Source organism: Corynebacterium sp. HMSC062E11 (assembly GCF_001811845.1).
GTDB lineage: Bacteria > Actinomycetota > Actinomycetes > Mycobacteriales > Mycobacteriaceae > Corynebacterium > Corynebacterium hesseae.
Genome location: NZ_KV806789.1, coordinates 1 through 21,639 on the forward strand (window position 1 = coordinate 1; position 21,639 = coordinate 21,639).

Genomic DNA, 21,639 nt, shown 5'->3' on the forward strand with positions numbered 1-21,639 from the left:
CTCCGTGTCCAAAAAGTCGCTAGACATCACAGCGTAGAACTAGACTGCAGCAACAACCGCAGCGAGCTTGCCCGCCACCTTGCGCGCCTGCTCCTCTTCAGCAGCCTCCACCATGACGCGGAAGAGCTCCTCCGTGCCGGACGGGCGCAACAGAACGCGGCCTGTGTTTCCAAGCTCCGACTCGGCGGCAGCGATAGCTTCCTTGACCTCAGGAGCCTTAAGAATGACGGCTTTATCGGACACCGGAACGTTAATAAGCACCTGCGGCAATACCGTCATCACGGAAGCCAGCTCCTTGATGGACTTCCCGGACTTCGCCATGCGCGCCATAATGGACAGGCCGGTCAGCGTGCCATCACCAGTGGTGCAGTCATCCGGCAACACCACGTGGCCGGACTGCTCGCCGCCCAGGGAGTAATCGCCACGGTTGAGCTCCTCCAGCACGTAGCGGTCACCCACGGCGGTTTCCTTGACCTCGATGCCCTGTTCCTGCATGGCCAGCTTCAGGCCCAGGTTCGACATGACGGTAGCCACCAAGGTGTTGAAGCGGAGATCGTTGTCTTCCTTCATGCCCACGGCGAGGATCGCCATGATCTGGTCGCCGTCAACAACATTGCCCTCGGCATCCACGGCCAAACAGCGGTCAGCGTCGCCGTCGTGAGCCAAGCCCAGATCGGCGCCGTGCTCGACGACGGCCTCCTGGGTCTTCTCAATATGCGTCGAACCGCAGTCCTCGTTGATGTTAAAAGCATTGGGCTTGTTGTGAATGGCAATGACCTCAGCACCCGCAGCCTCGTAGGCCTGCGGTGCCACCTTGGAGGCAGCACCATTAGCGGCATCGACGACAACCTTGATGCCGCTCAGATCCGTGGTCACGACCTCGGCCAAGTGCTTGAGGTAGCGCTCGCGGCCATCGGGGGCCTCCGAAATGATGCGACCAATCTTGGTCGCAGTAGGTCCGTCTTCGGTGAGGCTTCCCATGGCAGCCTGAATACGATCCTCCACCTCATCAGGCAGCTTCTTACCGCCCGCGGAGAAGAACTTGATGCCATTGTCCGGCATCGGGTTATGGGAGGCGGAGATCATCACGCCGAGATCTGCCCCAAAGTCATCGGTGAGGAACGCGATAGCCGGGGTAGGCAACACGCCGACGCGTACGACGTCGACGCCACGCGATGCTAAGCCCGATGCAATCGCCGCATCCAGCATCTCACCCGACACGCGCGGATCGCGCCCGATAATCGCGAGCGGTCGACGCTCATAGGACTCGCGGTCCGAGGTCAATACCTCCGCCGCTGCCTGTCCCAAGCGCAAGGCCAGGATCGGAGTGAGCTTCTTGTTCGCTAGGCCGCGAACTCCATCGGTTCCAAAAAGTCGAGTCATAGTTGTTCATTATGCCTGCTACCCCATAGCTTCCGCAGATCGGGCCACCAACGATGTCTGTCTATGACTCGCGGCTTCACGTTGTGCAGGCCCTACACATAGCGAAAGCCGCCGCCTCCGTACTAGGGAAGCAGCGGCTTTCGAAAAATGCAGTGCGCGAAGACTAACGCTTGGAGTACTGCGGGGCACGACGTGCCTTGTGCAGACCAGCCTTCTTGCGCTCCACGGCACGAGCGTCACGGGTGAGCAGGCCGGCCTTCTTGAGGGCCGGGCGGTCAGCCGGGTTGTAGACGTTCAGTGCGCGGGCGATAGCCAGACGCAGAGCGCCGGCCTGGCCGGTCGGGCCACCACCGTTGACGGTGACCTTAATGTCGAACTGGCCATCGCGCTCAAGGATGGTCAGCGGCTGCAGGATGTCCTGCTGGTGCAGCTTGTTCGGGAAGTACTCGTCAAAGGCACGGCCGTTGACGGAGATGTTTCCGGAACCAGCAACGAGGCGAACACGAGCGATGGCGCGCTTACGGCGACCAACGGTCTGGATCGGGCCCTCGTGGATAGCCGGGGCAGCGGTCTCAACCTCAGCCTCGGTATCGGTTGCCAGGGAATCACCGATGGTGTTGGTGAACTCCTCGGTAGCGGCGGTTGCTGCAGCGATGTCGGCAGCGTCGGCTACATTGTTGTCGATGTTCTGCTCGGTCATTACTGTGCCACCTGCTTAAACTCAAAGGTTTCCGGCTTCTGGCCGGCGTACGGGTGCTCCTCGCCCACGAAAACGTGCAGCTTCTTGATGGAGGCGTTGGAAAGCTTGTTGTGCGGCATCATGCCCTTCACAGCTTCCTCAATAACGCGGACCGGGTTGGCGTCCAGGGACTGACCAAGGGTCATGGACTTCAGGCCGCCCGGGTAACCGGAGTGGCGGTAGCGCATCTCGCGCTCGCGCTTGTTGGAAGAAATGTGGATCTTGTCCGCATTCAGGATGATGATGTGGTCGCCGCAATCAACGTTCGGTGCGTACTGGGGCTTGTGCTTGCCGCGCAGCATGTCAGCCACGGTGGAAGCGAGCTTGCCCAGAACCACGTCGGTAGCGTCGATGACGTACCACTTGCGGGTGATGTCACCGCTCTTCGGGTGGAAAGTAGACAAAATGACTCCTTGAAAGTCTGTCTCGGAACTGCCGGCCATCGCTATGTAAGCCTTGACGCGGTACATACAGCGGCCGGTGGAGACCTGCAGCCCGCGCGCACCCACTAACGACGGGGTGCGGACACATAGGTGTTTCACTTTAGTACGCAGCAGTTTGAAAACCCAAAACGCCGATATCGCCCCTCACCAACGCCTCCACCTCAATTCATTCGGGGTGGGGGTAGAGACAGAAACGTTGATGAGAAGCGATACCGGCGCCTTCACTGGGCGGGCGGTGGAAGCTGAGTCAAGGCGGCGCGTCCAGCCCTTCCATTCCCTGCGCCTTCCTTTCCTAGCCTCCGCGCCTTCCTACCTACCGCTCATCACTCATGGTGGTGAATGGTGTTAAAGAAAAAGCTCACCCACCCAGTTCAAGACTCACAGCCGGGTCGGTTTATCCCCAGCTTGCGGCAGCGCGACGGTTGACGTCACTCATGTTGTCGTTGCCCTGGGAGACCGTGGTGGAGATGGTCGCCAGCACCGTGTTGAGCTCGGCGGCCGCCTTATCCCACTTAGCTTGCGCCGCGTTATATGCCGCAGCGGAATCTCCCTCCCAGGTCGATACCATCGGCTGCAGGGTGGCCTTCAGGTCACCGAGGAGTCCATTGATGCGACCGGAGGTGGAGTTGATGTCGGCTGCGGCGCCGGCGATGGCACCGAACTGATACTTGATTCCAGACATTGCGTGTTCCTTATCTTCTGTGTGCTCGTGTGTAATTCAACGTGTGCTGTAGTCAGTGAACGCAGCTAGCGCTACAAGGCCAGTCCCGCGCCGCCGACGTTCTCGAAGGACTGGGCGTTATCCGCCTCAACCGTGTCGAAGTTGCGGGCATTATCCCTGATGTTTTCGCTGATGGCGGTCAGCGCTTCACGCAGCTGCTGCGCGGAGGAGTTGTAGCGCTGCATCAGGTTGTCAAAGGAAACCTGCGCGCGGCCTGCCCAGCTGCCGCGAACGGAATCCACAACACCCTGCAGACGGGTGAGCTCACCCTGTACCTCGTCATTGGTGGAGTCGACGCGGCCGGCGGTGGCCACCATTACGTCGGCTTCTGTGCGGAACGTTTGAGTCATGTTCTTCTCTTTCTGTCTTGTTCCCTACCTGGGGTATATCCCTTTTCCAAGGGCTTGGTGTGTGTTTCTTTCCCCCCGAGAAGCACCCTGTGTCCTTCTCACCTTTATTGGACTGAGCTAGTGGCTCATCGGTTCCCGCCGCGTTCAAAAATCTTTTAGCTTCGCAGCGTGCTCCCGCCTACTCCTTTTTGACCAGAGATTCCGCAGCCATCCGGCAGGCGGCCTTCTGAACCACGTTGGGCTCAAACTTGGTGTGGCACCCCACGGACATCTGATGGCCCTTGTCCTCCCACATCATCCACGTCACCTGCGAACCGTCTCCAGGGTCCTCGGTATACGTCAGCCGCCCAGATTCCTCGACCGGATCACGGAGGGCGGGATCGGAGTCGATCTGTCCTTTAATCTCGGCGAAGAGGACGTCGACGGGAACGTTGAAGAGCGGATCGGCTGCCAAAAGGATGCGCAAATTAGGGTCTTCACCGGCCGCAGTGACAAGCCCGTCCTCCACGCTGGTGCGGAATCCCTGCGGGAGTACCAGGGACATCCCTTCAACCTCGATGGCCTGCTGGCCAGGGCGCAGCTGCGTGCTGCCGGATCCCCCGGACTCCGCCTCCGTTGCGGCACCCCCAGGGCGCTCATCCCCACCGGGTGCTGCAGCCGTACCCGGCGCGCCGGCAGCCACAGACGTATTCTCATCCACCTGTTCGGAAGTCGACGCCGCCACGGCCGCATCCTTGCGCCCCACCGCCCACCAGGACACCCCGGCGACGACAACCACCATGACCGCTATCGCGATGTAGAAGGGATCGATGCCTCCCAAAAGCGCCGTCCAACGGGATTGCGCTGCGCGATGGGAGCGCAAACGGCGAGTTGCCCGAGGCCGCTCAGCAGTTATCTCCTTCGCACCGTCATAGTCGTACTGTTGCTCCCCCACCGCCGAGTGGGAAGCAGCCTGTGATGCGCTGGCCGCAACCGGTGCCGGCGGCGGCGATGGTTCTGGCTCTAGGACCGTCGCACCGGCACCAGCGAGTTGCCGGCGCAGGATACTCACAGCTTCGACACTGACATCCGTTCCGGAAGGATCCGCCACCACCTCAACGGTGGCGTCCGGCCATTCCGCCCCGCAGACTTTTTCTGCTTGGTCAAGGACGGCCTCCAGCGCCCACCCCTCGGCGATTCCCGTGCCGGGCAGGTCATAGCGATAGATCGTTTCCGGGCCTTCATAAATCGTGGCGGCATCGAGCACCGTGACGATCAGCGTGGTCTCTGGCGCGGTTGTCGGGGTTCGCAGTGCGTGCGTCGCGGTCATTGGTTGTCTCCTTTGTTGCCTGTGGTCTGTGGTGGGTTGTGTGAACTATCGGCGCTGGGCACGTACACCTGCGCCAAGCCCTGAGATATGCCGCGCAGGACCCATTGGCCGCGGCCTGGCGGCAGCGCTGTTGGCTTGATGCCGAAGATGGTGCCTTCGTCGCGGTCGGCGTCGAGAAGCAGCAGCGCTGGCTGCAGGTCCCGCACCGCAGAGAGGAACTGTCCAAACATCGCGCGCCCGATGCCGCCGGCTTTGCGCGCGAGCACCAGGTGCAGCCCCACATCGCGGGCGTGTGGGAGGAGCTCGAGCAGGGGCGCCAGGGCAATGTCGCTGACCAGGTCGAGGTCGTCGATAACGAGGTAGATGTCCGGCCCCTCCCACCAGCTGCGCGCTGCGAGCTGGGCGGGAGTGACCTCGGGGCCGGGAAGGCGCTGTTCCAAGGTGCGCACGGTATCGAGAATGGCTTGGGTGGCCGCGCTTGCCGACGCCCCATACGCCGCCACCATCTCCTCATCCAACGTCCCCAAATGTGCACGGCGCTCATCGATGACCACCAAGCGGGCGGCTTCCCTGCCCAGGTGGCTAATTCCGGCCAGGATTACGCTGAGGAAGTTCGATTTGCCGGAGCCTTGGGAGCCAATGCACACCAGGTGCGGCTGTGTGACTGGATCCCAACTAAGGACTTCGAGGTCCGGCCCGCCGATTCCCCAGGCCACCCCGTCCGGTGGCGAGCCGTCTTCTGGCTCGGGCAACTCGGTGAGAAGGGCGGGCAGCATCTTCAGCGGTGGAACCGGCTCGGCACCAGCATGCACACCGCAGATGTGGGCGATGTCTTGCGGGGACGTTGCGGCAAAAAGCAGGTTTTCCCCTGCCAGTGTGATTCCCCGTCCGGGCGTTGCCGGGAGCTTCTGCTGCGCCTTGCGGTCGATGAGTGAGTCCATTGCTTCGCCCAGCCGCAGCTCGATACGGGCCGCGATGAGATCCCGAATAGACGGCCGCAGGCTCGTCCACCGCGCTGCAGCGATCACGACGTGGACGCGGGCGGAGGCGCCGTCGGCCACCAGCTGGGTGATCGGCTCAGCAAGGTCCTCAAAATCCGCGCCGGAGGTGCCGATGTGGTGCCAGCCGTCCACGATGAGGAAGGTGTGGCGGGGCTCCGGGCGGCGCACGAGACCGGCGACTTCATCAACGATGCGACGGATTTTCTCCGGCTCCTCACGGCCGGCCACCCCGGCCACGTGGGGCAGCCGGTCCAGCACCCGCAGCTGCCCGCCGCCCAGGTCAATGACATAGAAACGCACCTGGTCCGGCGAATGCCGCAGTGCCAGACCGGAGGCGATACTGCGCAGCGCCATCGACTTACCCGACTGCGGTCCACCGCACAGCGCCAAGTGCCCGCCTCCCGCTTTAAAATCCACGGTGAGCGGGTCTTGGCGCTGGTGGTAGGGGCGGTCAATAAGCCCCACCTCGGCGCGCAACTCTCCGCCCGCGCCGGGAGAATCTTCCCGCAAGGAGGCAACGCTGGACAGCTCCACCACGGGCGGCAGGGGAGGCAGCCAGATTCTTCGCGCCGACTGGCCACGCCGAGCAGCCTCATCCCGGGCGGCGGCCACCACGGTGTCCAGGAGCGTGCTCGAGGAATCTACGAGCTCTGCAAAGCCGAGCTCTTCTTCCACCGCGCGCTGCCCTGTGAAAAGCTCCACGCGCGCGGCGTGCCGCGCATTCATTTCAGAATCATCAGGCGCTACCCGGCGCGTGACCGGGCCAGACACATAGGAGGCGTGGAAACGAGTAGGGGCATCGGCATCCGTCTTGAGGTAGCCGGCTCCCGGCTGGGCGGGGAGGTGATAGGCATCGACCACGCCGAGAACTTGGCGGGACTCCCCCGCGGAGAAGGTCTTCAACCCGATGCGGTAGGACAGGTGCGAATCCAATCCCCGCAAGCGCCCTTCCTCCAAGCGCTGGGAGGCCAGCAGCAGGTGCACATGGAGCGAGCGGCCAAGCCTTCCCACCGCGACGAAGAGCTCGGCGAAGTCCGGGTGCTGGCCTAAAAGCTCCGAGAACTCATCCACCACGATGACCAACGCCGGCAGCGGTCCGTGCTGGGCCACCGCAGCAGCCGAGGCGTTGAATTCGCCCACGTTCGCAAAATTGCCCGCCTTACGCAGCAGCTCCTGGCGGCGGTTCATCTCGCCGGAGATGGCATCATACATGCGCTCCACCAGGGTCGATTCTTCCTCCAGGTTGGTAATCACGGCGGAGGTATGCGGCAGCTCCTCACACCCTAGGAAGGTTGCGCCACCCTTGAAATCAACGAGCACGAGGTTGAGCTCCTCCGGGCTATGGGTGGCGGCCAGCGCTACGACAAGCGTTCGAAGTAATTCCGACTTTCCGCTGCCAGTAGCACCAATGCACAAACCATGCGGCCCCATCCCGCCCTGCGCGGACTCCTTCACATCAAGCATCAGCGCGTGCCCGGACTCGTCCACGCCGATGGGCACGCGCAGCCGCTCAGCTGGGCTGCGCCCTGTCCACATGCCGGAGGCCTCGAGCGCATCCACGTCCCGGAAGCCCAACAAAGTCGGCAGGTCTGCATCGCGACCGTGCCGGGGCGCTGCCGCAGCATCACTGCCAAAGGGGCGGTGATAGGGCGCAAGCGTACGGGCGCGCAGGAGGGCCGTGGAATCGTCGACAAGCGCACAGCGTCCCAGCTCCTCCTCCCCCGCGGCAGTAACCACGGAGAGCGCGCCCTCCGCCCGCAGGTAGATGCCTTCTTCCTCAGCGCGGCGCCCGAGCGGCGAATGGGGTGTAACGCCCACGGCGATGGTGGTTGTGGGGGTATCCTCCAGCTCGTCACCGCGCGGCATGGCAACGCCGCTTGCCTGGTCCTCCTCAACTACGCGGATGCGGAACTGGGCTTGGGCCGGATCCTTGACGTGTGGCAGCCACTTCAGCCACTCCCACTCCTCACCGTGGTACTCAATGCCCACGGTTTCCGGACCGTGCAGCACGGCCAGGTGTAGCAGCAGCGCGCGGGCAACCCCGGCCGCATCCTCGCCGGCCAGGCCAACGATGGGAAAGGCTTGCAGTTGGATGACCACCGGCATGTCCGCCAGCGTTCCCACCGCGCGCACGGTCTGGCGCAAGCTCACCGCGCACACCGGATCGAGGTCCTCCGCCGCGCCCGAATCCGGCACGTTAATGGGCGTGCACAGGGCCATCGGCCCCGTCCCCACCCGCACCTCCAAGGCGTCCGGGGCATCCGCGTCCCGTTCCCACAGGCGCGTTGTCGGAATCAATGCACCAAGCTGCTCAGGGTCAGGGTTGCGGTGTTCTTCATGCGCGCGTTGCGCCGCCCCGCGCTCCAGCGCTTCCTCCCGCAGCGCCTTGAGGTGGCGCAGGTAAGTCCGGCGGGTCTCATCCGGATCCTGCCCGCCTCCCTGCGGGTTAAACATCATGGCCATACTGGCCAGCATCATGAGCGGAAACATGAGGCTCATGGGGCTCATCCGGCGGGCGTCCCCCGCCCCGATGACCATGAGCGCCACCATGCCCAGCATGGCCGCGATCATGACCAGCGGCATAAGCAGGCGAACCAGTGGCATGGGTTGAGCGCGAGCCGCCTCCGGCACGGCCTCGGCGTTAATGCTGCCCTGCGGCAACGGTGGTGCCGGCTCCCGATAGGCCGGCTGCCCAGTGTCCACGACGCGTGTGGGTACGCGCATGTCAAAGTCCTTCCCCCCGAAGTACTCCACCGCCTCCTGAAGCGGTGGACAGCGTGCCACCAGTAAGCCACAATGTGAGGCAATGGGCAAGGGGTTGCCCAGAAATTTTTCTCGGGGGAGGTACATTCCATGACTCGCGCACTCGCGCATTCTGTCCACGTCACCGTCCGTATCCACGCAGGTCATACCCGCAAAGAGGCGGACATATCCTTGCCGCTTTCTTCCAGCCTCGGGGAGGTGCTGGGGGAACTGCTCGTGCTTGTCGACGTCCCACCGGCCCCCATCCTGTGGCGCGCTACTACCGCGGCGGGCAAGACCATATCGATGACCACGCCGCTGGATCGCACCAGCGTGGAAGACGGTTCCGTCCTCGTGCTCAGCCCCGATGAGCCATCGCCGGCGCCGATTGTGCGCGATGCCGCGGAGGCGCTCGCTGCCGACGTCTCTGCAGCGCAGTTTTCCGGCCTGGCCGGGTTCTGGGGCGCAGCGGGGCTCATCGCCGTCGGCGCGTTGCTCGCCGCCGCGCTGTCTCCCGCGGTTGGCTGCACCGCCGCTGCGATAATCGGCCTCGTGCTCGCGGCGTGGACCCGGCGCGGCTCCCTGCTCGCGGCCTCCCACGTGGCTGCCGGGCTGGCGGGGGCGCTGGCCACTGGGGTGCCCTTCTTTGCTGGCCCATCCGGAACCGCGATTCCGGCCGCGCCACTCGTGGCTGCGGCGGCGGCCGTGGGTACCGTGGCGGTGCTCTCCCATCTGGTGCGCATCGGCGGAATACGTGCTCGGGCAAGTGCCGCGACGTGGTGCCTGCTCGTGCTCATCGGCCTGCTTGGCCCCGCCCCGCTGCTTGCCGCCACCGTGGCCCTACTCGCAGGCGCTCCCCTGTTCACCACGCGGCTCGCTGGCCTCCGGGTGCCACAACTTCCCACCGCCGGACAAGACCTGAGCATCTCCGATGAGGACCCTACGGATAACTCGCTCAAAGCCCGGCGCGCCGGGCAGGCCTACGAGGGAATCGCAGTGGGCTGCGCGCTGGCGGGCGTTCCTTCCCTTCTCCTCGTCGCGCTCAACGCTCACGAGGGCGCAACCGTCATTGTTTCCCAAGCCCTGTGCCTGAGTGTCGCGGGCGGTGTCATCGTGCATGCGGCACGCCACGCCCGGCCCGTCGCTGCGTGGGCGCTGGGAATCTATGGCCTTGCTGCTGCGTGTGCCGCGGTGGCCGTACCTCTACGCGAGTGGCAGCTGCTTTCCGCCCCAACGACGGGAACGTGGGTTCTTAGCATCGTTGCGGGTCTGGTCATCGCGGCCATGCTGTCCGTGCCGGTGTGGGCAGGCAAGCTACGGCAGATTGAGCCGACCACTATCGTGTGGTTCGAGCGCGCCGAGGCTCTCGCCCTGGCCGCGTGCCTGCCGCTGGCCGCGCACGTGGCGGGGCTCTTCGAGCTCATTCGGGGGTTGGGATCATGAATACGCTGACCCAAATAGGCGCTGTCGGCGCTGCGCTTGGTGTTTGCCTGGCTTGGGGTACCAGTGCTCTGTGTGCGCCCGTAGCCGTCGCCCGCGAACCGGATACCGCCTGCGCGAAGGCCACGCTCGCCACGGCAGGGCCACAGCCTTCCGCGCAGTACTCGGAGTACCGGGCACGGCTGCATTCTTTTGCCACGGGTGCTGGGGTGAAGGTCGCGGTCATCGATACCGGGGTGGCCGCCCACCCACAACTACGGGTGACGCCAGGAGCAGACTTCGTGACCCCGGAGGAGCCTGACCCGCTGCGGGACTGCGACCTGCACGGGACGGTGGTGGCCGGCGTCATCGCAGGCAAGGACCTCGGCGTGGCCCCGGATGCGGAAATCTACTCCATCCGGCAGACCAGCTCGCACTACCGGACCCCAGCGCCGGACAATGGTGAGGCGGACCGCGCCGGGGCCGGCACGCTGGCCAGCCTGGCTGCCGCCATCGAAGACGCCGTCAGCGCGGGTGCTCAGGTCATCAACGTCTCCGTGGTGTCGTGCGTTCCACCGGAGGCCGCCACGCGGGTCGATCGTTCCGCCTTGGACGCGGCGCTGCAGCGCGCGGAAGGGGCTGGGGTGGTGGTTGTGGCGGCGTCGGGAAACGCGACGGCCGGCGGCTGTGAAAAGGATGACGTGGTCTTTCCCGCGGAAGCCGAAACCGTCCTCGCGGTTGGTGCTCTGGCCACGCCGCACGACCTCGCGGAGTATTCCATCACGGCACCGCTCAGCGCGGAAGGCAGCGTTCCCCTCGCGCTGGAGCCCGGCGGCGGATGGGCCACGGGAAAGGAGGACACCGTCTTTCAGGGAACGTCCTTTGCAGCTCCCCTGGTCAGTGGCACGATCGCATTGTTGGCGCAGCGCTACCCTGGGGACTCCCCAGCACAGCTGCGCCAGCGCATCATTGACTCAGCAGAGCCCGGGCATGGGGTGGTTGATCCTCTCACAGCAGTGACCTATCGGCCCGCGAGCGAATCCCGTGAGGAGCGTGCCGTCGCGGTGAGGCCGCAGGCGGCGCCACCAGCCAAGGGCTGGCCGATTGTTCGCCTTCTCCTCGGCGCCGTGGCCTTCCTCGCCCTCGTAGCCACCCTCAGTGCTCAGACTCTAAGGCCTCCGCGCGGCTCAAAGCAGAGCCTTCCGGCAGCAGCCGCAGGATCTCCCACGGCACCCGCTCCGGTTCCCCCACACCCAGTGCTTTAAGCTCTACCGCGCTAGCCAGCTCGTGGCGCCTGCCGGTGGCGGAAACCACGTGGTAGCCGTGCCCGCTGTCCACGCCCACGCCGGCCTGGAGGCCGGCGAAACGCTGCGCGGCCGAGTCCCCCGGCAAGTCCACCGTGGCCGCCACCGGCCGCATGGTTCCGGCGCCTTGCTCGTGAGTTGCGCACAACCAGCCTTGCTCAGGGGACAGGAAGTCCACACGGGTGGTGGGGAGGTTGAAGGACGGTGGGACGTCCCCCAGCGCGGCCACCTCCTGCGCCTGCGCAGGCAAACGCTGTGCGCCCAGGCCGACCAGCATTTCCGCCTGTGTGGGGGTGATGGAGAAAACACCCTGCTCCGTGCGCGCCCAGAGCTGCTCACCAGTATCCAGAATCTCCGGCGGGGCGGCCGGAAAGCTCAGCGGCTCCAGTTCGGCAAATGTGTTGAGCAGCTCCGCGGGCATGGCCCACACGGCGGTCTCCGCGGTCATCCCCAGCGCGCGCCGCAGAACCCGGCCTTGTGTGCTCGTAGCCTCGGGCAGCACGACGCGCCCCTGGCCGGTGAGCAGCCACTGCGTGCCCTCGGTTTCCACTACGGCGGCGTGCTCTTCATCGAATCCGGGAACAGCGCGGTGCGCCACCACGGTCACGGTGCCAACGCGGCTGCTGGATTGCCAGTTCGCGCCCTGTGTTGATTCTTCCAAGCAGGCCGACCAACCAGGTTCCTGCCCAGTTACGTCTGCAAGAAGGTTGGGGGCGTCTGCAATCCCCAGCGGGGTGCCCAGGCTCATCTCTTCTAAGAAGCTATCCCCTGCCACATGCGGTTCGACCGGCTCGTTGGCAATGAGTCTGGCCGAAGCCAAGTTAGCCACTGGATGATACGTGCCGTTGACCAGCGCTAAGAGCTGCCCTTCGGAGGAACGCACGACGGGCGCATCGCCGGGTTGCGGGTCCGGCTGCATCCAGGCGATGAGCCCCGAGCCAAGACTCAAGAAGGCTACTGCGGCTACCCCGCCCAGCAGGGCGCGTTGGCGCCTTTTCAATGGATCATGAATCATACGGATATCCCCGAACACGAGTCCGTGCTCGAGGCGGCGCAATAGAAACTTGTGGCCCGATACCTGGGCCTTGGTAGTTGGCAACGCGCGTGCCATGAGAATCCTCCCCCGAATCGCAGCGCCACCCTCCCACGGCGCAGTGGGTTCTAGATTAACCCAACTCGGTGTCCTCCGCAGCGCGACGACCACGGGTCATCTCCGCGCGCGCGGCTAACTGGTCCGCATCGGGATAGTCCACGCCCACCAGGCTCAAACCTTGAGCATCAGCAAGCGGGATCTCTGAGGACCGGCTTTCTTCCCGCAGCATATGGGCGGCGAAGTCAACTCCGCGCGAGCCCTCCCCCACCCGCAAACAGCAGCCCACCAACGAGCGCACCATGGACCAGCAAAAGGCATCCGCGGTTACGTGCGCCTCGTAGAGCTGCGGCTCCGCGGGCGTCGACACGTCCTTCCACTCAAAGGCAAGGAGCTCGCGAATGGTCGTGGCGTGCGGCTTCGCCTTGCAGAAAGCCACGAAGTCATTGAGCCCCACCAGCTGATCGGCCGCGGCCTGCATTAGCTCCAGGTCCACTGGCTTGAACCACGTCGCGGTATCGCGTGCGCGAGTCGGAAGTGCACCGCGCGGATGGGTGGTGATGCGGTAGACGTAGCGGCGGCGTAAGGCAGAAAAGCGCGCGTCGAAATCTGCGGGAACTTCGGTGCAGGCGTGGACGCGGACGTCGGCAGGCAGCAACTTGGCCAAGCGCTTCACCAGCTTGGTGGGATCGCCGTCAATGCTGCGCTGTCCCAGCGCCGCCCGTGTGGTATCTAAGTGCGCCACCTGACCGCTGGCATGCACTCCGGCATCGGTGCGCCCAGCCACGGTGAGCTCCACTGGGTGGCGCAGCACCATGCTCAGCTTCTCCTCAACGGTCTGCTGAACAGTGCGCAGGCCGCCCTTCTGCTTGGCCCACCCGTGGAAGTCGGTGCCGTCGTAGGCCAAGTCTAGGCGAAGGCGAACGTTAGTCATGGATGCTGATTCTACCTAGTCGTTGGCATTCCACTCGCGATTGAGTTCCCAATCCTGGGCCGCGTGCTGGCGCTTCGCGCTCTTGCTCACGCCCAGCTTGCTCAAAGCGGCATAGCCAGCCCGCTTGGGGTGCTTTAGATTCTTCTTGGCCTGGCCGGCTTTGCGCTTGGCCTTGCGGGCGCCATCCCGAACAATGCGGGCAGACAAGCGCAGGCGCGGGTCCATGGGTTGTTCGGCTCCCCGGTATTCAAACACCGGCAGCGACCATCCAAAGTAGATCGCAGCCACGCGCAGCGCCAGCGCTAGGCATACCGTCACGACGCCAGCGACCTCATCGCTGAGCCCCAGCTCCATCAATCCCGCATAAGAAAAGGCTGCAAGAACAGAAATGGAGGCGTACAGCTCGGCGGACAAGACCAGCGGGATACGGTCGGACAACAAGTCACGCAAAATACCGCCAAAGACACCGGTCAGCACCGCAGCCACGGCAGCGATAACCAACCCATGGCCATGTTCCAAGGCCTTCTGAGCACCAAGGACACTGAATACCGCAAGGCCCAGGGCGTCGAGAAGCAAGAATACATGCCGGAAATAGTGCATTAGGAAGGACATATAAACCGTGGCGACGGCGGCGGCCACCACGGCCAAGAGGAAGCGCGGTTCCGCCACCCACGTCAACGGGTAGGCGCCCAGCACCATGTCGCGGATCGTGCCGCCGCCCAATGCGGTGACTGCGCCCAACATGATGACGCCAAACAGATCCATCTTTTGCCGGCCAGCGGACAGCGCAGCGGTCATCGCCTCGGAGACGATGCCGATTACGTACAGCACAGTAAACAGCGGGGTCATAGAGTATACGTTCTGGTCGGGGTTATATAGCCCAGAAAGCATAACAAAAGGCCGCAGCCCCACCTAAGGTGGTACTGCGGCCTAGTTAAGGCGAGAGAAGTTTACTTCTCCTCGGACTCCTCAGCAGCGGTCTCCTCGACCTCTGCCTCGGTTGCCTCTGCCTTTGCTTCCTCAGCGGATTCAGCCTCAGCCTCTTCGGCCTTAGCTTCCTCGGCCTGCTTGGAAGCAGCAGCGCGGGTAGCGCGGTTAGCCTCGGAGGTCACGGTCTCCTCGAGAACGAGGGAGATCTGGGACATCGGGGCGTTGTCGCCGGAGCGGTTGTCCAGCTTGATGATGCGGGTGTAGCCACCCTCACGGTTCTCGAACTTCGGTGCCAGCTCGTCGAAGAGGTAGGCAACGACATCCTTGTGCGGGATGAGCTTGAGAACAGCGCGACGGTCAGCAACGGTGCCGGCCTTCGCCTTGGTGATGATCTTCTCGGCGTAAGGACGAAGCAGCTTCGCCTTAGCGTCGGTGGTCTTGATTGCGCCGTGCTCGAACAGGCTCGCTGCCAGGTTGCTCAGCAGGTGCTTCTGCTGGCTGGCGGAGCCGCCGAGACGCGGACCCTTCTTGGGGGTAGGCATTGTGTACTCCTCGTGTGCGGATTAAGTGAGCGCGCGACGGGGCGCACAAGTCGCGCCGTCACGATTCAGTGAAATTCTTTACTCGGAATCGTCGGAAGCCGGGTCCTTGAAGTCGCCGGTTTCAGCGTCGTAGCCTTCGAGCTGGGTCGGGTCGAAGTCCTCAGGGGTGTCCTTGAGAGCCAGGCCCAGGTTAGCCAGCTTGATCTTTACCTCATTGATCGACTTTTGACCGAAGTTGCGGATATCCAGCAGGTCCGATTCGGTGCACTCTGCGAGCTCACCAACGGTGTGGATTTCCTGACGCTTCAGGCAGTTGTAGGAACGGACGGAGAAGTTCAGATCCTCGATCGGCATGCTGTAGGCGGCGATGTACTCCGTCTCCTGCGGGGACGGGCCAATCTCAATGCCCTCAGCAGCGGTGTTCAGCTCGCGGGCCAGGCCGAAGAGCTCGACCAGGGTGCCACCGGCGGAAGCCAGGGCGTCGCGTGCGGAAATCGAGTTCTTGGTCTCGACGTCGATGATCAGCTTGTCAAAGTCGGTGCGCTGCTCAACACGAGTAGCTTCGACCTTGTAGGAGACCTTCAGCACCGGGGAGTAGATCTGGTCGACCGGAATGCGGCCGATTTCCCCGGAGGTGGAGGCAGCCGGGACGTAGCCACGGCCGCGCTCGACGACGAGTTCCATCTCCAGCTTGGCGGAATCATTCAGCGATGCGATGTGCAGATCCGAGTTGTGGATCTCCACGCCAGCCGGCGGCTGGATATCGCCTGCAGTTACCTCACCCGGGCCTTCCTTGCTCAGGTACATAACCACCGGCTCGTCAGAGTCGGAGGACAGAACCAGACCCTTGATGTTCAGGATGATTTCGGAAACGTCTTCCTTCACGCCATTGATGGTGGTGAACTCGTGGAGCACACCATCAATCTTGATGGAGGTTACTGCCGCGCCCGGGATGGACGAGAGCAGCGTGCGACGAAGCGAGTTACCGAGGGTGTAACCAAAGCCCGGCTCGAGCGGTTCGATGACGAACTTGGAGCGAGACGAGTCAATGAATTCCTCGGTGAGCTGAGGACGCTGGGAAATAAGCATGGAGTTTCTCCTTGTCGGCGCCCGCTATATGACGCCGGTAGAAGGGGTAAAGATGAAAATGTCGAAGGATTACTTCGAGTAAAGCTCGACGATGAGCTGCTCCTGCAGCGGAACGTCGATCTGAGCGCGCTCGGGCAGCTGGTGCACGAGGATGCGCAGGGTGTCCGGAACGACCTGCAGCCACGCCGGAACGTTGGCGTCTACCAGGCGGTCCTGAGCCTCTTCGAACCATTCCATCTTCTGGGAACGCTCACGAACATCGATGATGTCATACTGCGTAACGCGGAAGGACGGAACGTTGATCTTCTTGCCGTTCACGGTGAAGTGACCGTGGGAGACAAGCTGGCGAGCCTGGCGGCGGGTGTTGGCCAGACCAGCGCGGTAGATCACGTTGTCGAGACGGGACTCGAGCAGAACGACGAGGTTGTCACCGGTCTTGCCCGGGAGACGGTTAGCCTCGGCGTAGTAGCGGCGGAACTGACGCTCCAGCACACCGTAGGTGTACTTTGCCTTCTGCTTCTCCTGGAGCTGCAGCAGGTACTCAGATTCCTTGATGCGGTTGCGGCCAGCCTGTCCCGGTGGGTACGGGCGGCGCTCAAATGCCATGTCGCCGCCGACCAGGTCGACGCGCAGACGGCGGGATACGCGGGTAGCGGGGCCAGTATAACGAGCCATTTTCTTACCTCTTCCTTTCCCTTAAACCTTGCGGCGCTTGGTCGGACGGCAGCCGTTGTGCGGCTGTGGGGTGGCATCCGTGATCGAGGAAACCTCGAGGCCTGCAGCCTGCAGGGAACGGATGGCGGTCTCGCGGCCGGAGCCCGGACCCTTGACGAAAACGTCAACCTTCTTCATACCGTGGTCCATGGCCTTGCGGGCCGCGTTCTCAGCAGCCATCTGCGCTGCGAACGGGGTGGACTTACGGGAACCCTTGAAGCCAACGTGGCCGGAGGATGCCCAGGAGATGACAGCACCGTGCGGGTCCGTGATGGACACGATGGTGTTGTTGAAGGTGGACTTGATGTATGCGTGGCCAGCGGCCACGTTCTTCTTTACGACGCGACGACCACCACGGCGCGCGCCGGAACGAGTCTTAGGTGGCATGTGTTACTTCTTCTTTCCTGCGATCGTCTTCTTCGGACCCTTGCGCGTACGAGCGTTGGTCTTGGTGCGCTGACCACGAACAGGCAGTCCACGACGGTGGCGGATGCCCTGGTAGCAACCGATTTCAATCTTGCGACGGATGTCAGCCTGAACCTGGCGGCGGAGGTCACCCTCGACCTTCCAGGTAGCTTCGATGACGTCACGCAGCGCCGACAGCTGATCGTCGTCGAGGTTGTCGGTGCGCAGGTCAGGAGAAATGCCGGTCTTTTCCAGCAGCTCCTTGGCACGGGCAGGCCCGATGCCGTAGATGTAGGTGAGAGCAACCTCCATGCGCTTGTTGCGCGGGAGGTCAACACCAGCTAGACGTGCCATATGGCTAGTCCTTTCGGGTTGTTACGATGGTTTTCTCCTCATCCGTCCCCCGCCACGCATACGCTTCGCCCCGGGCCGTGCCGGGGAACTGTGGGCATGCTTAGCAGCGTGGGCTCAGGCCATCGCAGCCTGAGGTAGAAAGGGACGCACCAAGTGCGTCCCGTGGGTGAGGAGGCTTACTGTCTTTACTTGTAGCGGTAGACGATGCGTCCGCGGGTTAGGTCATAAGGAGACAGCTCCACGACAACGCGATCCTCCGGGAGGATGCGGATGTAGTGCTGACGCATCTTGCCCGAAATGTGGGCAAGTACCTTATGCCCGTTGTCGAGCTCGACGCGGAACATTGCGTTGGGCAGGGGTTCGACGATGCGACCCTCAACCTCGATTGCGCCTTCCTTAGCCATAACCTCTACTTTTCTGGTGGGGTTCTTCGCGCCGCGCTTGACGACGCCCCCACCTGCATGTTTGGTGTCTACTGCCTGGTGTCCTCCACAACCACTTTGGCTGCGTACAGACACCAGCTCTAAAGCATACGCTGCGGATACGCGTTTTCCAAATATAAAACCTCCCATCGCCCAAAGGCGCGGGAGGTATGCGAGAGAGTCGGCTACTAGCCGCTGCGGTTCTAGTAGATGAAGACCTTGGAACCCATCGGCACATCATTCCAGTAGCGCACAGCATCCTGGTGGGTCAGGCGTACGCAGCCATTGGACTGGTATGCCGGGGAACCCTCATGGAAAGCATGGCCGTTGTTGGTGAAGTACATGGCGTAAGGCATCGGAGCGTTGCCGAACTCCCACGAAATTTCATCTTTGATCTTGCGGTTGATGTAGAACGTACCGGCCGGTGTCTCCTGCCCCGGCATGCCGGTGGACATCCCCTGCGCAACATAGGTGACGTTGCCGTTGCCGTCCTGCAGCCACGAGCGGCGGCCATCACGATCCACGCAGATACGGGCATCCGCGGGGCACGGGCCAACATCGAAGCGCTGAGCCTGGCGCTCAGCCTCGGCCTTGCGGGCAGCCTCCTCAGCGGCAGCCTTCTCGCGTGCAACCTGCTCAGCATGGGCGCGCTCTGCAGCTTCGCGAGCCGCACGAATCTCAGCGTTCTTCTGGTCAATCAGGCCTGGGAAGACCAGTTCAATAGCACCGTCGATGACGGGGCGCAGGGCATCAGCGGCCTGCGGGTTAACGTTTTGCAGCGTCTCCAGCATCTGGTTGCGGCTGTTCCACGCGTTCTCACGGGTCTGGCCGGCGAACTCATCAATCTGAGATTGGACGTCGGAGGACAGGGAATCAATCGAAGGGACCGTCTGTGCGTTTGCGGCGGGGGCAACCGAGAGAGTGGCGGCTACCAGGCCGATTGCGGTGGCACGGCGTAGGGAACGAGCGCCAACAAAGGAGCGAATCTTAGACATGTGGAGAAGTATAAACCTTCCTCCACGGTTTTCCTACCTGAATGTTGCGTTTTAGTAACGCTGCGTCAGAATTCGAGGACCATTCTCCGTTGCCGCCACGGTGTGCTCCCAGTGGGCAGCCAGCGATCCGTCGAGGGTGACAACGGTCCAGTCGTCGTCAAGCACGGCGTTGTCCTCAGTGCCCAGCGCCAGCATAGGTTCAATGGCCAGGACGGAGCCCTCCTGGATGATAGGGCCGCGCCCTGCCTTGCCTTCATTGGCCAGGTAGGGGTCTTCGTGCATTTCGTGGCCGATACCGTGGCCGCCGTAGCCGTCAACAATAAACAGGTCAACGCCAAACTTATCCTCGGCGCGGTAGGTGGCCTGCTCGAGGGCGGCGGAGACGTCGGTAAGCCGGTTGCCGGGGACCATGGCCTTAAGCCCTTCGTGGAGGACCCATTCGGTGGCGTTGCTCAGCGCCTGCGCCTCAGAGCTGAGCTTGCCGACGCCAAACGTCCACGCGCTATCCCCCACCCAGCCGTCGAGCGTGGCGCCACAGTCGATGGAGACAAGGTCCCCTTCAGCGAGGACAATCTCCTTGCTGGGTATGCCATGGACAATGACGTCGTTGACTGACGCACAGATGGACCCCGGAAAACCGCCGTAGCCCTTGAAGGTGGGCACGGCACCGGCATCCCGAATGGTCTGCTCGGCTACGTGGTCGAGCTCGAGCGTGCTCACGCCAACTGCAGAGGCGGCACGCACCGCCTGCAGGGCGCGGCCGACGATTTCGCCAGCCGCCTGCATGGCATCAAGCTCGCCCGGAGTGCGGGCCGGGATGGTTTTAGTGCGTCGACGAAAAGCCATGACAAAAAGACGGGCTACTTGCCCATCGCCTTCAGAGTGCGCTCGTTGATCTCCTCAACGGAGCCCTCGGCCTTGATGGAGATGATGGCATCGCCATAGTGCTCGATGAGCGGGAAGGTCTCTTCGCGGTAGACGCCCAGGCGGGTGCGGATGGTCTCCTCGGTGTCGTCCGCGCGGCCGCGGGCGAGCATGCGCTCGACCACGACGTCCTCGGATACCTCAAAGTTCAGCACGCCGTCGAGCTTCAGGCCCTTGTCGGAGAGGAGCTTCTCAAGAATATCGGCCTGCTCCACGGTGCGGGGGAAGCCGTCGAGAAGGAAGCCATCCTTGGCGTCATCCTGGTTGAGGCGGTCCTCCACCATGCGGGCGGTGACATCGGTCGGCACCAGCTTGCCGGCATCGATGTAGGACTTAGCCTCGACGCCGAGCGGGGTGCCCTCACCAATGTTGGCGCGGAAGAGGTCACCGGTGGAGATGTGCGGAACGCCGAGCTTTTCGCTGAGGAGGGCGGCTTGGGTGCCCTTGCCGGCACCGGGAGGGCCAAGGAGTACGTAACGCATTACTTAAGCAGTCCTTCGTAGTTGGATTGTAGGAGCTGGGACTCGATTTGCTTGACCGTGGTCAGGGCCACCGAGACCATAATGAGGATGGCAGTACCGCCGAAGGCGGAAGTGCCGCTGGCACCTGCGCGGCCCACGCCGAGGTCCAGAAGGATATTCGGCAGAACAGCGATGAGCGCCAGGTAGATCGAACCGACGAACAGAAGGCGGTTCATGACGAATCCCAGGTATTCGGCGGTCGGCCGACCCGGGCGGATACCCGGGATAAATCCACCATACTTCTTCATGTTCTCCGCCTGTTCAGCAGGGTCATACTGAACCGAGACATAGAAGTAGGAGAAGAAGATGGTGAGGACGAAGTAGAGGACGATGTACTGCCAGGAGCTCGGAGCCTGCAGGTGCGCAATCACGTTGCGCTGCCACCAGTTATCGGACACGCCCGGGGAGCCGGAGTTGACGATCTGGGTGATAAGCACCGGCATGTAAATCAGCGAGGAAGCGAAGATAACCGGGATAACGCCGGCCTGGTTGACCTTGAGCGGCAGGTAGGTCGACGAACCACCGTACTGGCGACGGCCAACCATACGCTTTGCGTACTGCACCGGAATGCGGCGCTGCCCCTGCTCGATGAAGGTGATGCCCACGACGAGGACGATGAGGCCGGCGACCACCATGGCGAAGACGAGGCCACCGTTGTTCTGCATGATGCTGACACCATCGGTGGGAAGGCGGGTAGCAATACCGGCGAAAATCATCAGCGACATACCGTTACCAATGCCCTTCTCCGTAATCAGCTCACCCATCCACATCACGAGGATGGCGCCGGAGGTCATGGTGATAACGAGCACGACGAGGGTAAAGAAGTTACGGTCCTCCGCCAGGACGCGTACGCCTTGCCCCAAGAGTTGCTCGCGGTCCGCCAGGGCCACAATGCCCGAAGACTGCAGAAGCGCCAGCGCCAGGGTGAGGTAGCGCGTGTACTGCGTCATCTTGGCCTGACCGGACTGCCCCTCCTTCTTCAACTGCTCGAAGTGAGGAATCACCACGGTGAGCAGCTGCACGATAATCGACGCCGTAATGTACGGCATGATGCCGATGGCGAAGATCGACAGCTGCAGCAGCGCGCCACCGGAGAACAGGTTGATCACCGAGTAGAGGTTGCCGGATTCCTCCGTGAGGTCACGAAGGCGGCCGGCGATGGTGGCGTAATCAACGCCCGGCGACGGGATCTGCGCGCCAACGCGGTAGAGGATAATCAACACGAGCGTGAAGATGATCTTCTTACGCAGGTCGGCATCTTTAAAAGCCTGCAAAATGGCGGACACTACTTAATCCTCCTGGCCTACC

At 63.1% G+C, this 21,639-nt stretch carries 22 protein-coding genes; 2 read left to right on the top strand and 20 right to left on the bottom strand.

What is annotated here, in order from left to right:
- Positions 1–39: 39 nt before the first annotated feature.
- From glmM to eccCa, 7 genes are all read right to left on the bottom strand, one after another.
- A complete protein-coding gene (gene glmM / locus HMPREF2822_RS04695; protein WP_070521635.1) occupies positions 40–1,383 on the bottom strand; it encodes a phosphoglucosamine mutase in 1,344 nt (447 codons plus the stop codon).
- 163 nt (positions 1,384–1,546) lie between these two features.
- Positions 1,547–2,083, bottom strand: a complete 537-nt coding sequence (gene rpsI, locus HMPREF2822_RS04700; protein WP_070521636.1) for a 30S ribosomal protein S9 — start codon at positions 2,081–2,083, stop codon at positions 1,547–1,549.
- Positions 2,083–2,526: a 50S ribosomal protein L13 gene (gene rplM, locus HMPREF2822_RS04705; protein WP_010189505.1), complete on the bottom strand. Its 444-nt coding sequence runs from the start codon at positions 2,524–2,526 to the stop codon at positions 2,083–2,085. Before rplM ends, rpsI begins: the two co-directional genes overlap by 1 nt.
- Positions 2,527–2,959: 433 nt before the next feature.
- Positions 2,960–3,247: a WXG100 family type VII secretion target gene (locus tag HMPREF2822_RS04710; protein WP_070521638.1), complete on the bottom strand. Its 288-nt coding sequence runs from the start codon at positions 3,245–3,247 to the stop codon at positions 2,960–2,962.
- Positions 3,248–3,318: 71 nt separating this feature from the next.
- On the bottom strand, positions 3,319–3,636 hold the full coding sequence (locus tag HMPREF2822_RS04715) for a WXG100 family type VII secretion target (protein WP_070521640.1): 318 nt from the start codon (positions 3,634–3,636) through the stop codon (positions 3,319–3,321).
- A 178-nt stretch (positions 3,637–3,814) separates the two neighbouring features.
- Positions 3,815–4,945, bottom strand: coding sequence for a type VII secretion-associated protein (locus tag HMPREF2822_RS04720; protein ID WP_070521642.1), 1,131 nt, complete (start codon positions 4,943–4,945; stop codon positions 3,815–3,817).
- A complete protein-coding gene (gene eccCa / locus HMPREF2822_RS04725) occupies positions 4,942–8,670 on the bottom strand; it encodes a type VII secretion protein EccCa (protein ID WP_209167632.1) in 3,729 nt (1,242 codons plus the stop codon). Before eccCa ends, HMPREF2822_RS04720 begins: the two co-directional genes overlap by 4 nt.
- A 129-nt stretch (positions 8,671–8,799) precedes the next feature.
- On the opposite strand from eccCa, the gene eccD reads away from it, so the two are divergent.
- Complete coding sequence (gene eccD / locus HMPREF2822_RS04730) at positions 8,800–10,131, top strand: type VII secretion integral membrane protein EccD (protein ID WP_070521649.1); 1,332 nt, start codon at positions 8,800–8,802, stop codon at positions 10,129–10,131.
- Positions 10,128–11,372, top strand: a complete 1,245-nt coding sequence (locus tag HMPREF2822_RS04735; RefSeq protein ID WP_083306813.1) for a S8 family serine peptidase — start codon at positions 10,128–10,130, stop codon at positions 11,370–11,372. Before eccD ends, HMPREF2822_RS04735 begins: the two co-directional genes overlap by 4 nt.
- Here the strand turns inward: HMPREF2822_RS04735 and eccB are convergent.
- The 13 genes from eccB to secY form a co-directional block, all read right to left on the bottom strand.
- Positions 11,263–12,522 (bottom strand): type VII secretion protein EccB, encoded by a 1,260-nt coding sequence (gene eccB, locus HMPREF2822_RS04740; protein WP_070521659.1) that lies wholly within the window; start codon positions 12,520–12,522, stop codon positions 11,263–11,265. The two genes, HMPREF2822_RS04735 and eccB, sit on opposite strands and share 110 nt — an antisense overlap.
- Positions 12,523–12,577: 55 nt before the next feature.
- Entirely contained in the window at positions 12,578–13,435 is an 858-nt protein-coding gene (gene truA, locus HMPREF2822_RS04745) for a tRNA pseudouridine(38-40) synthase TruA (RefSeq protein WP_070521662.1), read from the bottom strand.
- Positions 13,436–13,450: 15 nt separating this feature from the next.
- Positions 13,451–14,284, bottom strand: coding sequence for a trimeric intracellular cation channel family protein (locus HMPREF2822_RS04750; RefSeq protein WP_039674330.1), 834 nt, complete (start codon positions 14,282–14,284; stop codon positions 13,451–13,453).
- A 101-nt stretch (positions 14,285–14,385) separates the two neighbouring features.
- Positions 14,386–14,907, bottom strand: coding sequence for a 50S ribosomal protein L17 (gene rplQ, locus HMPREF2822_RS04755; protein ID WP_070521664.1), 522 nt, complete (start codon positions 14,905–14,907; stop codon positions 14,386–14,388).
- 78 nt (positions 14,908–14,985) lie between these two features.
- Entirely contained in the window at positions 14,986–15,996 is a 1,011-nt protein-coding gene (locus tag HMPREF2822_RS04760; protein ID WP_070521667.1) for a DNA-directed RNA polymerase subunit alpha, read from the bottom strand.
- Between the two features lie 69 nt (positions 15,997–16,065).
- The gene (gene rpsD / locus HMPREF2822_RS04765) at positions 16,066–16,671 is read right to left on the bottom strand and encodes a 30S ribosomal protein S4 (RefSeq protein ID WP_010189536.1); all 606 of its coding nucleotides are present in this window, start codon (positions 16,669–16,671) and stop codon (positions 16,066–16,068) included.
- Between the two features lie 21 nt (positions 16,672–16,692).
- Positions 16,693–17,097, bottom strand: coding sequence for a 30S ribosomal protein S11 (rpsK, locus tag HMPREF2822_RS04770; protein ID WP_010189540.1), 405 nt, complete (start codon positions 17,095–17,097; stop codon positions 16,693–16,695).
- Between the two features lie 3 nt (positions 17,098–17,100).
- The gene (gene rpsM, locus HMPREF2822_RS04775; RefSeq protein ID WP_010189542.1) at positions 17,101–17,469 is read right to left on the bottom strand and encodes a 30S ribosomal protein S13; all 369 of its coding nucleotides are present in this window, start codon (positions 17,467–17,469) and stop codon (positions 17,101–17,103) included.
- 185 nt (positions 17,470–17,654) lie between these two features.
- Positions 17,655–17,873, bottom strand: coding sequence for a translation initiation factor IF-1 (gene infA, locus HMPREF2822_RS04780; protein WP_003854422.1), 219 nt, complete (start codon positions 17,871–17,873; stop codon positions 17,655–17,657).
- Positions 17,874–18,094: 221 nt separating this feature from the next.
- Positions 18,095–18,886, bottom strand: a complete 792-nt coding sequence (locus tag HMPREF2822_RS04785; RefSeq protein ID WP_070521670.1) for a L,D-transpeptidase — start codon at positions 18,884–18,886, stop codon at positions 18,095–18,097.
- 51 nt (positions 18,887–18,937) lie between these two features.
- The gene (gene map, locus HMPREF2822_RS04790; RefSeq protein ID WP_070521673.1) at positions 18,938–19,732 is read right to left on the bottom strand and encodes a type I methionyl aminopeptidase; all 795 of its coding nucleotides are present in this window, start codon (positions 19,730–19,732) and stop codon (positions 18,938–18,940) included.
- A gap of 14 nt (positions 19,733–19,746) precedes the next feature.
- The gene (locus HMPREF2822_RS04795; RefSeq protein WP_070521676.1) at positions 19,747–20,292 is read right to left on the bottom strand and encodes an adenylate kinase; all 546 of its coding nucleotides are present in this window, start codon (positions 20,290–20,292) and stop codon (positions 19,747–19,749) included.
- Positions 20,292–21,617, bottom strand: a complete 1,326-nt coding sequence (gene secY, locus HMPREF2822_RS04800) for a preprotein translocase subunit SecY (RefSeq protein ID WP_070521679.1) — start codon at positions 21,615–21,617, stop codon at positions 20,292–20,294. The genes HMPREF2822_RS04795 and secY overlap by 1 nt, the downstream gene beginning before the upstream one ends.
- Positions 21,618–21,639: the final 22 nt, after the last annotated feature.

Coding starts and splice junctions, on each gene's coding strand:
- eccD (WP_070521649.1), top strand. CDS start 8,800: ATGACTCGCGCACTCGCGCATTCTGTCCACGTCACCGTCCGTATCCAC.
- HMPREF2822_RS04795 (WP_070521676.1), bottom strand. CDS start 20,292: ATGCGTTACGTACTCCTTGGCCCTCCCGGTGCCGGCAAGGGCACCCAA.
- rpsD (WP_010189536.1), bottom strand. CDS start 16,671: ATGGCTCGTTATACTGGCCCCGCTACCCGCGTATCCCGCCGTCTGCGC.
- HMPREF2822_RS04715 (WP_070521640.1), bottom strand. CDS start 3,636: ATGACTCAAACGTTCCGCACAGAAGCCGACGTAATGGTGGCCACCGCC.
- map (WP_070521673.1), bottom strand. CDS start 19,732: ATGGCTTTTCGTCGACGCACTAAAACCATCCCGGCCCGCACTCCGGGC.
- rplQ (WP_070521664.1), bottom strand. CDS start 14,907: ATGCCTACCCCCAAGAAGGGTCCGCGTCTCGGCGGCTCCGCCAGCCAG.
- HMPREF2822_RS04750 (WP_039674330.1), bottom strand. CDS start 14,284: ATGACCCCGCTGTTTACTGTGCTGTACGTAATCGGCATCGTCTCCGAG.
- infA (WP_003854422.1), bottom strand. CDS start 17,873: ATGGCTAAGGAAGGCGCAATCGAGGTTGAGGGTCGCATCGTCGAACCC.
- HMPREF2822_RS04720 (WP_070521642.1), bottom strand. CDS start 4,945: ATGACCGCGACGCACGCACTGCGAACCCCGACAACCGCGCCAGAGACC.
- HMPREF2822_RS04785 (WP_070521670.1), bottom strand. CDS start 18,886: ATGTCTAAGATTCGCTCCTTTGTTGGCGCTCGTTCCCTACGCCGTGCC.
- glmM (WP_070521635.1), bottom strand. CDS start 1,383: ATGACTCGACTTTTTGGAACCGATGGAGTTCGCGGCCTAGCGAACAAG.
- HMPREF2822_RS04735 (WP_083306813.1), top strand. CDS start 10,128: ATGAATACGCTGACCCAAATAGGCGCTGTCGGCGCTGCGCTTGGTGTT.
- truA (WP_070521662.1), bottom strand. CDS start 13,435: ATGACTAACGTTCGCCTTCGCCTAGACTTGGCCTACGACGGCACCGAC.
- rpsM (WP_010189542.1), bottom strand. CDS start 17,469: ATGGCACGTCTAGCTGGTGTTGACCTCCCGCGCAACAAGCGCATGGAG.
- HMPREF2822_RS04760 (WP_070521667.1), bottom strand. CDS start 15,996: ATGCTTATTTCCCAGCGTCCTCAGCTCACCGAGGAATTCATTGACTCG.
- eccCa (WP_209167632.1), bottom strand. CDS start 8,670: ATGCGCGTACCCACACGCGTCGTGGACACTGGGCAGCCGGCCTATCGG.
- eccB (WP_070521659.1), bottom strand. CDS start 12,522: ATGGCACGCGCGTTGCCAACTACCAAGGCCCAGGTATCGGGCCACAAG.
- HMPREF2822_RS04710 (WP_070521638.1), bottom strand. CDS start 3,247: ATGTCTGGAATCAAGTATCAGTTCGGTGCCATCGCCGGCGCCGCAGCC.
- rpsK (WP_010189540.1), bottom strand. CDS start 17,097: ATGCCACCTAAGACTCGTTCCGGCGCGCGCCGTGGTGGTCGTCGCGTC.
- rpsI (WP_070521636.1), bottom strand. CDS start 2,083: ATGACCGAGCAGAACATCGACAACAATGTAGCCGACGCTGCCGACATC.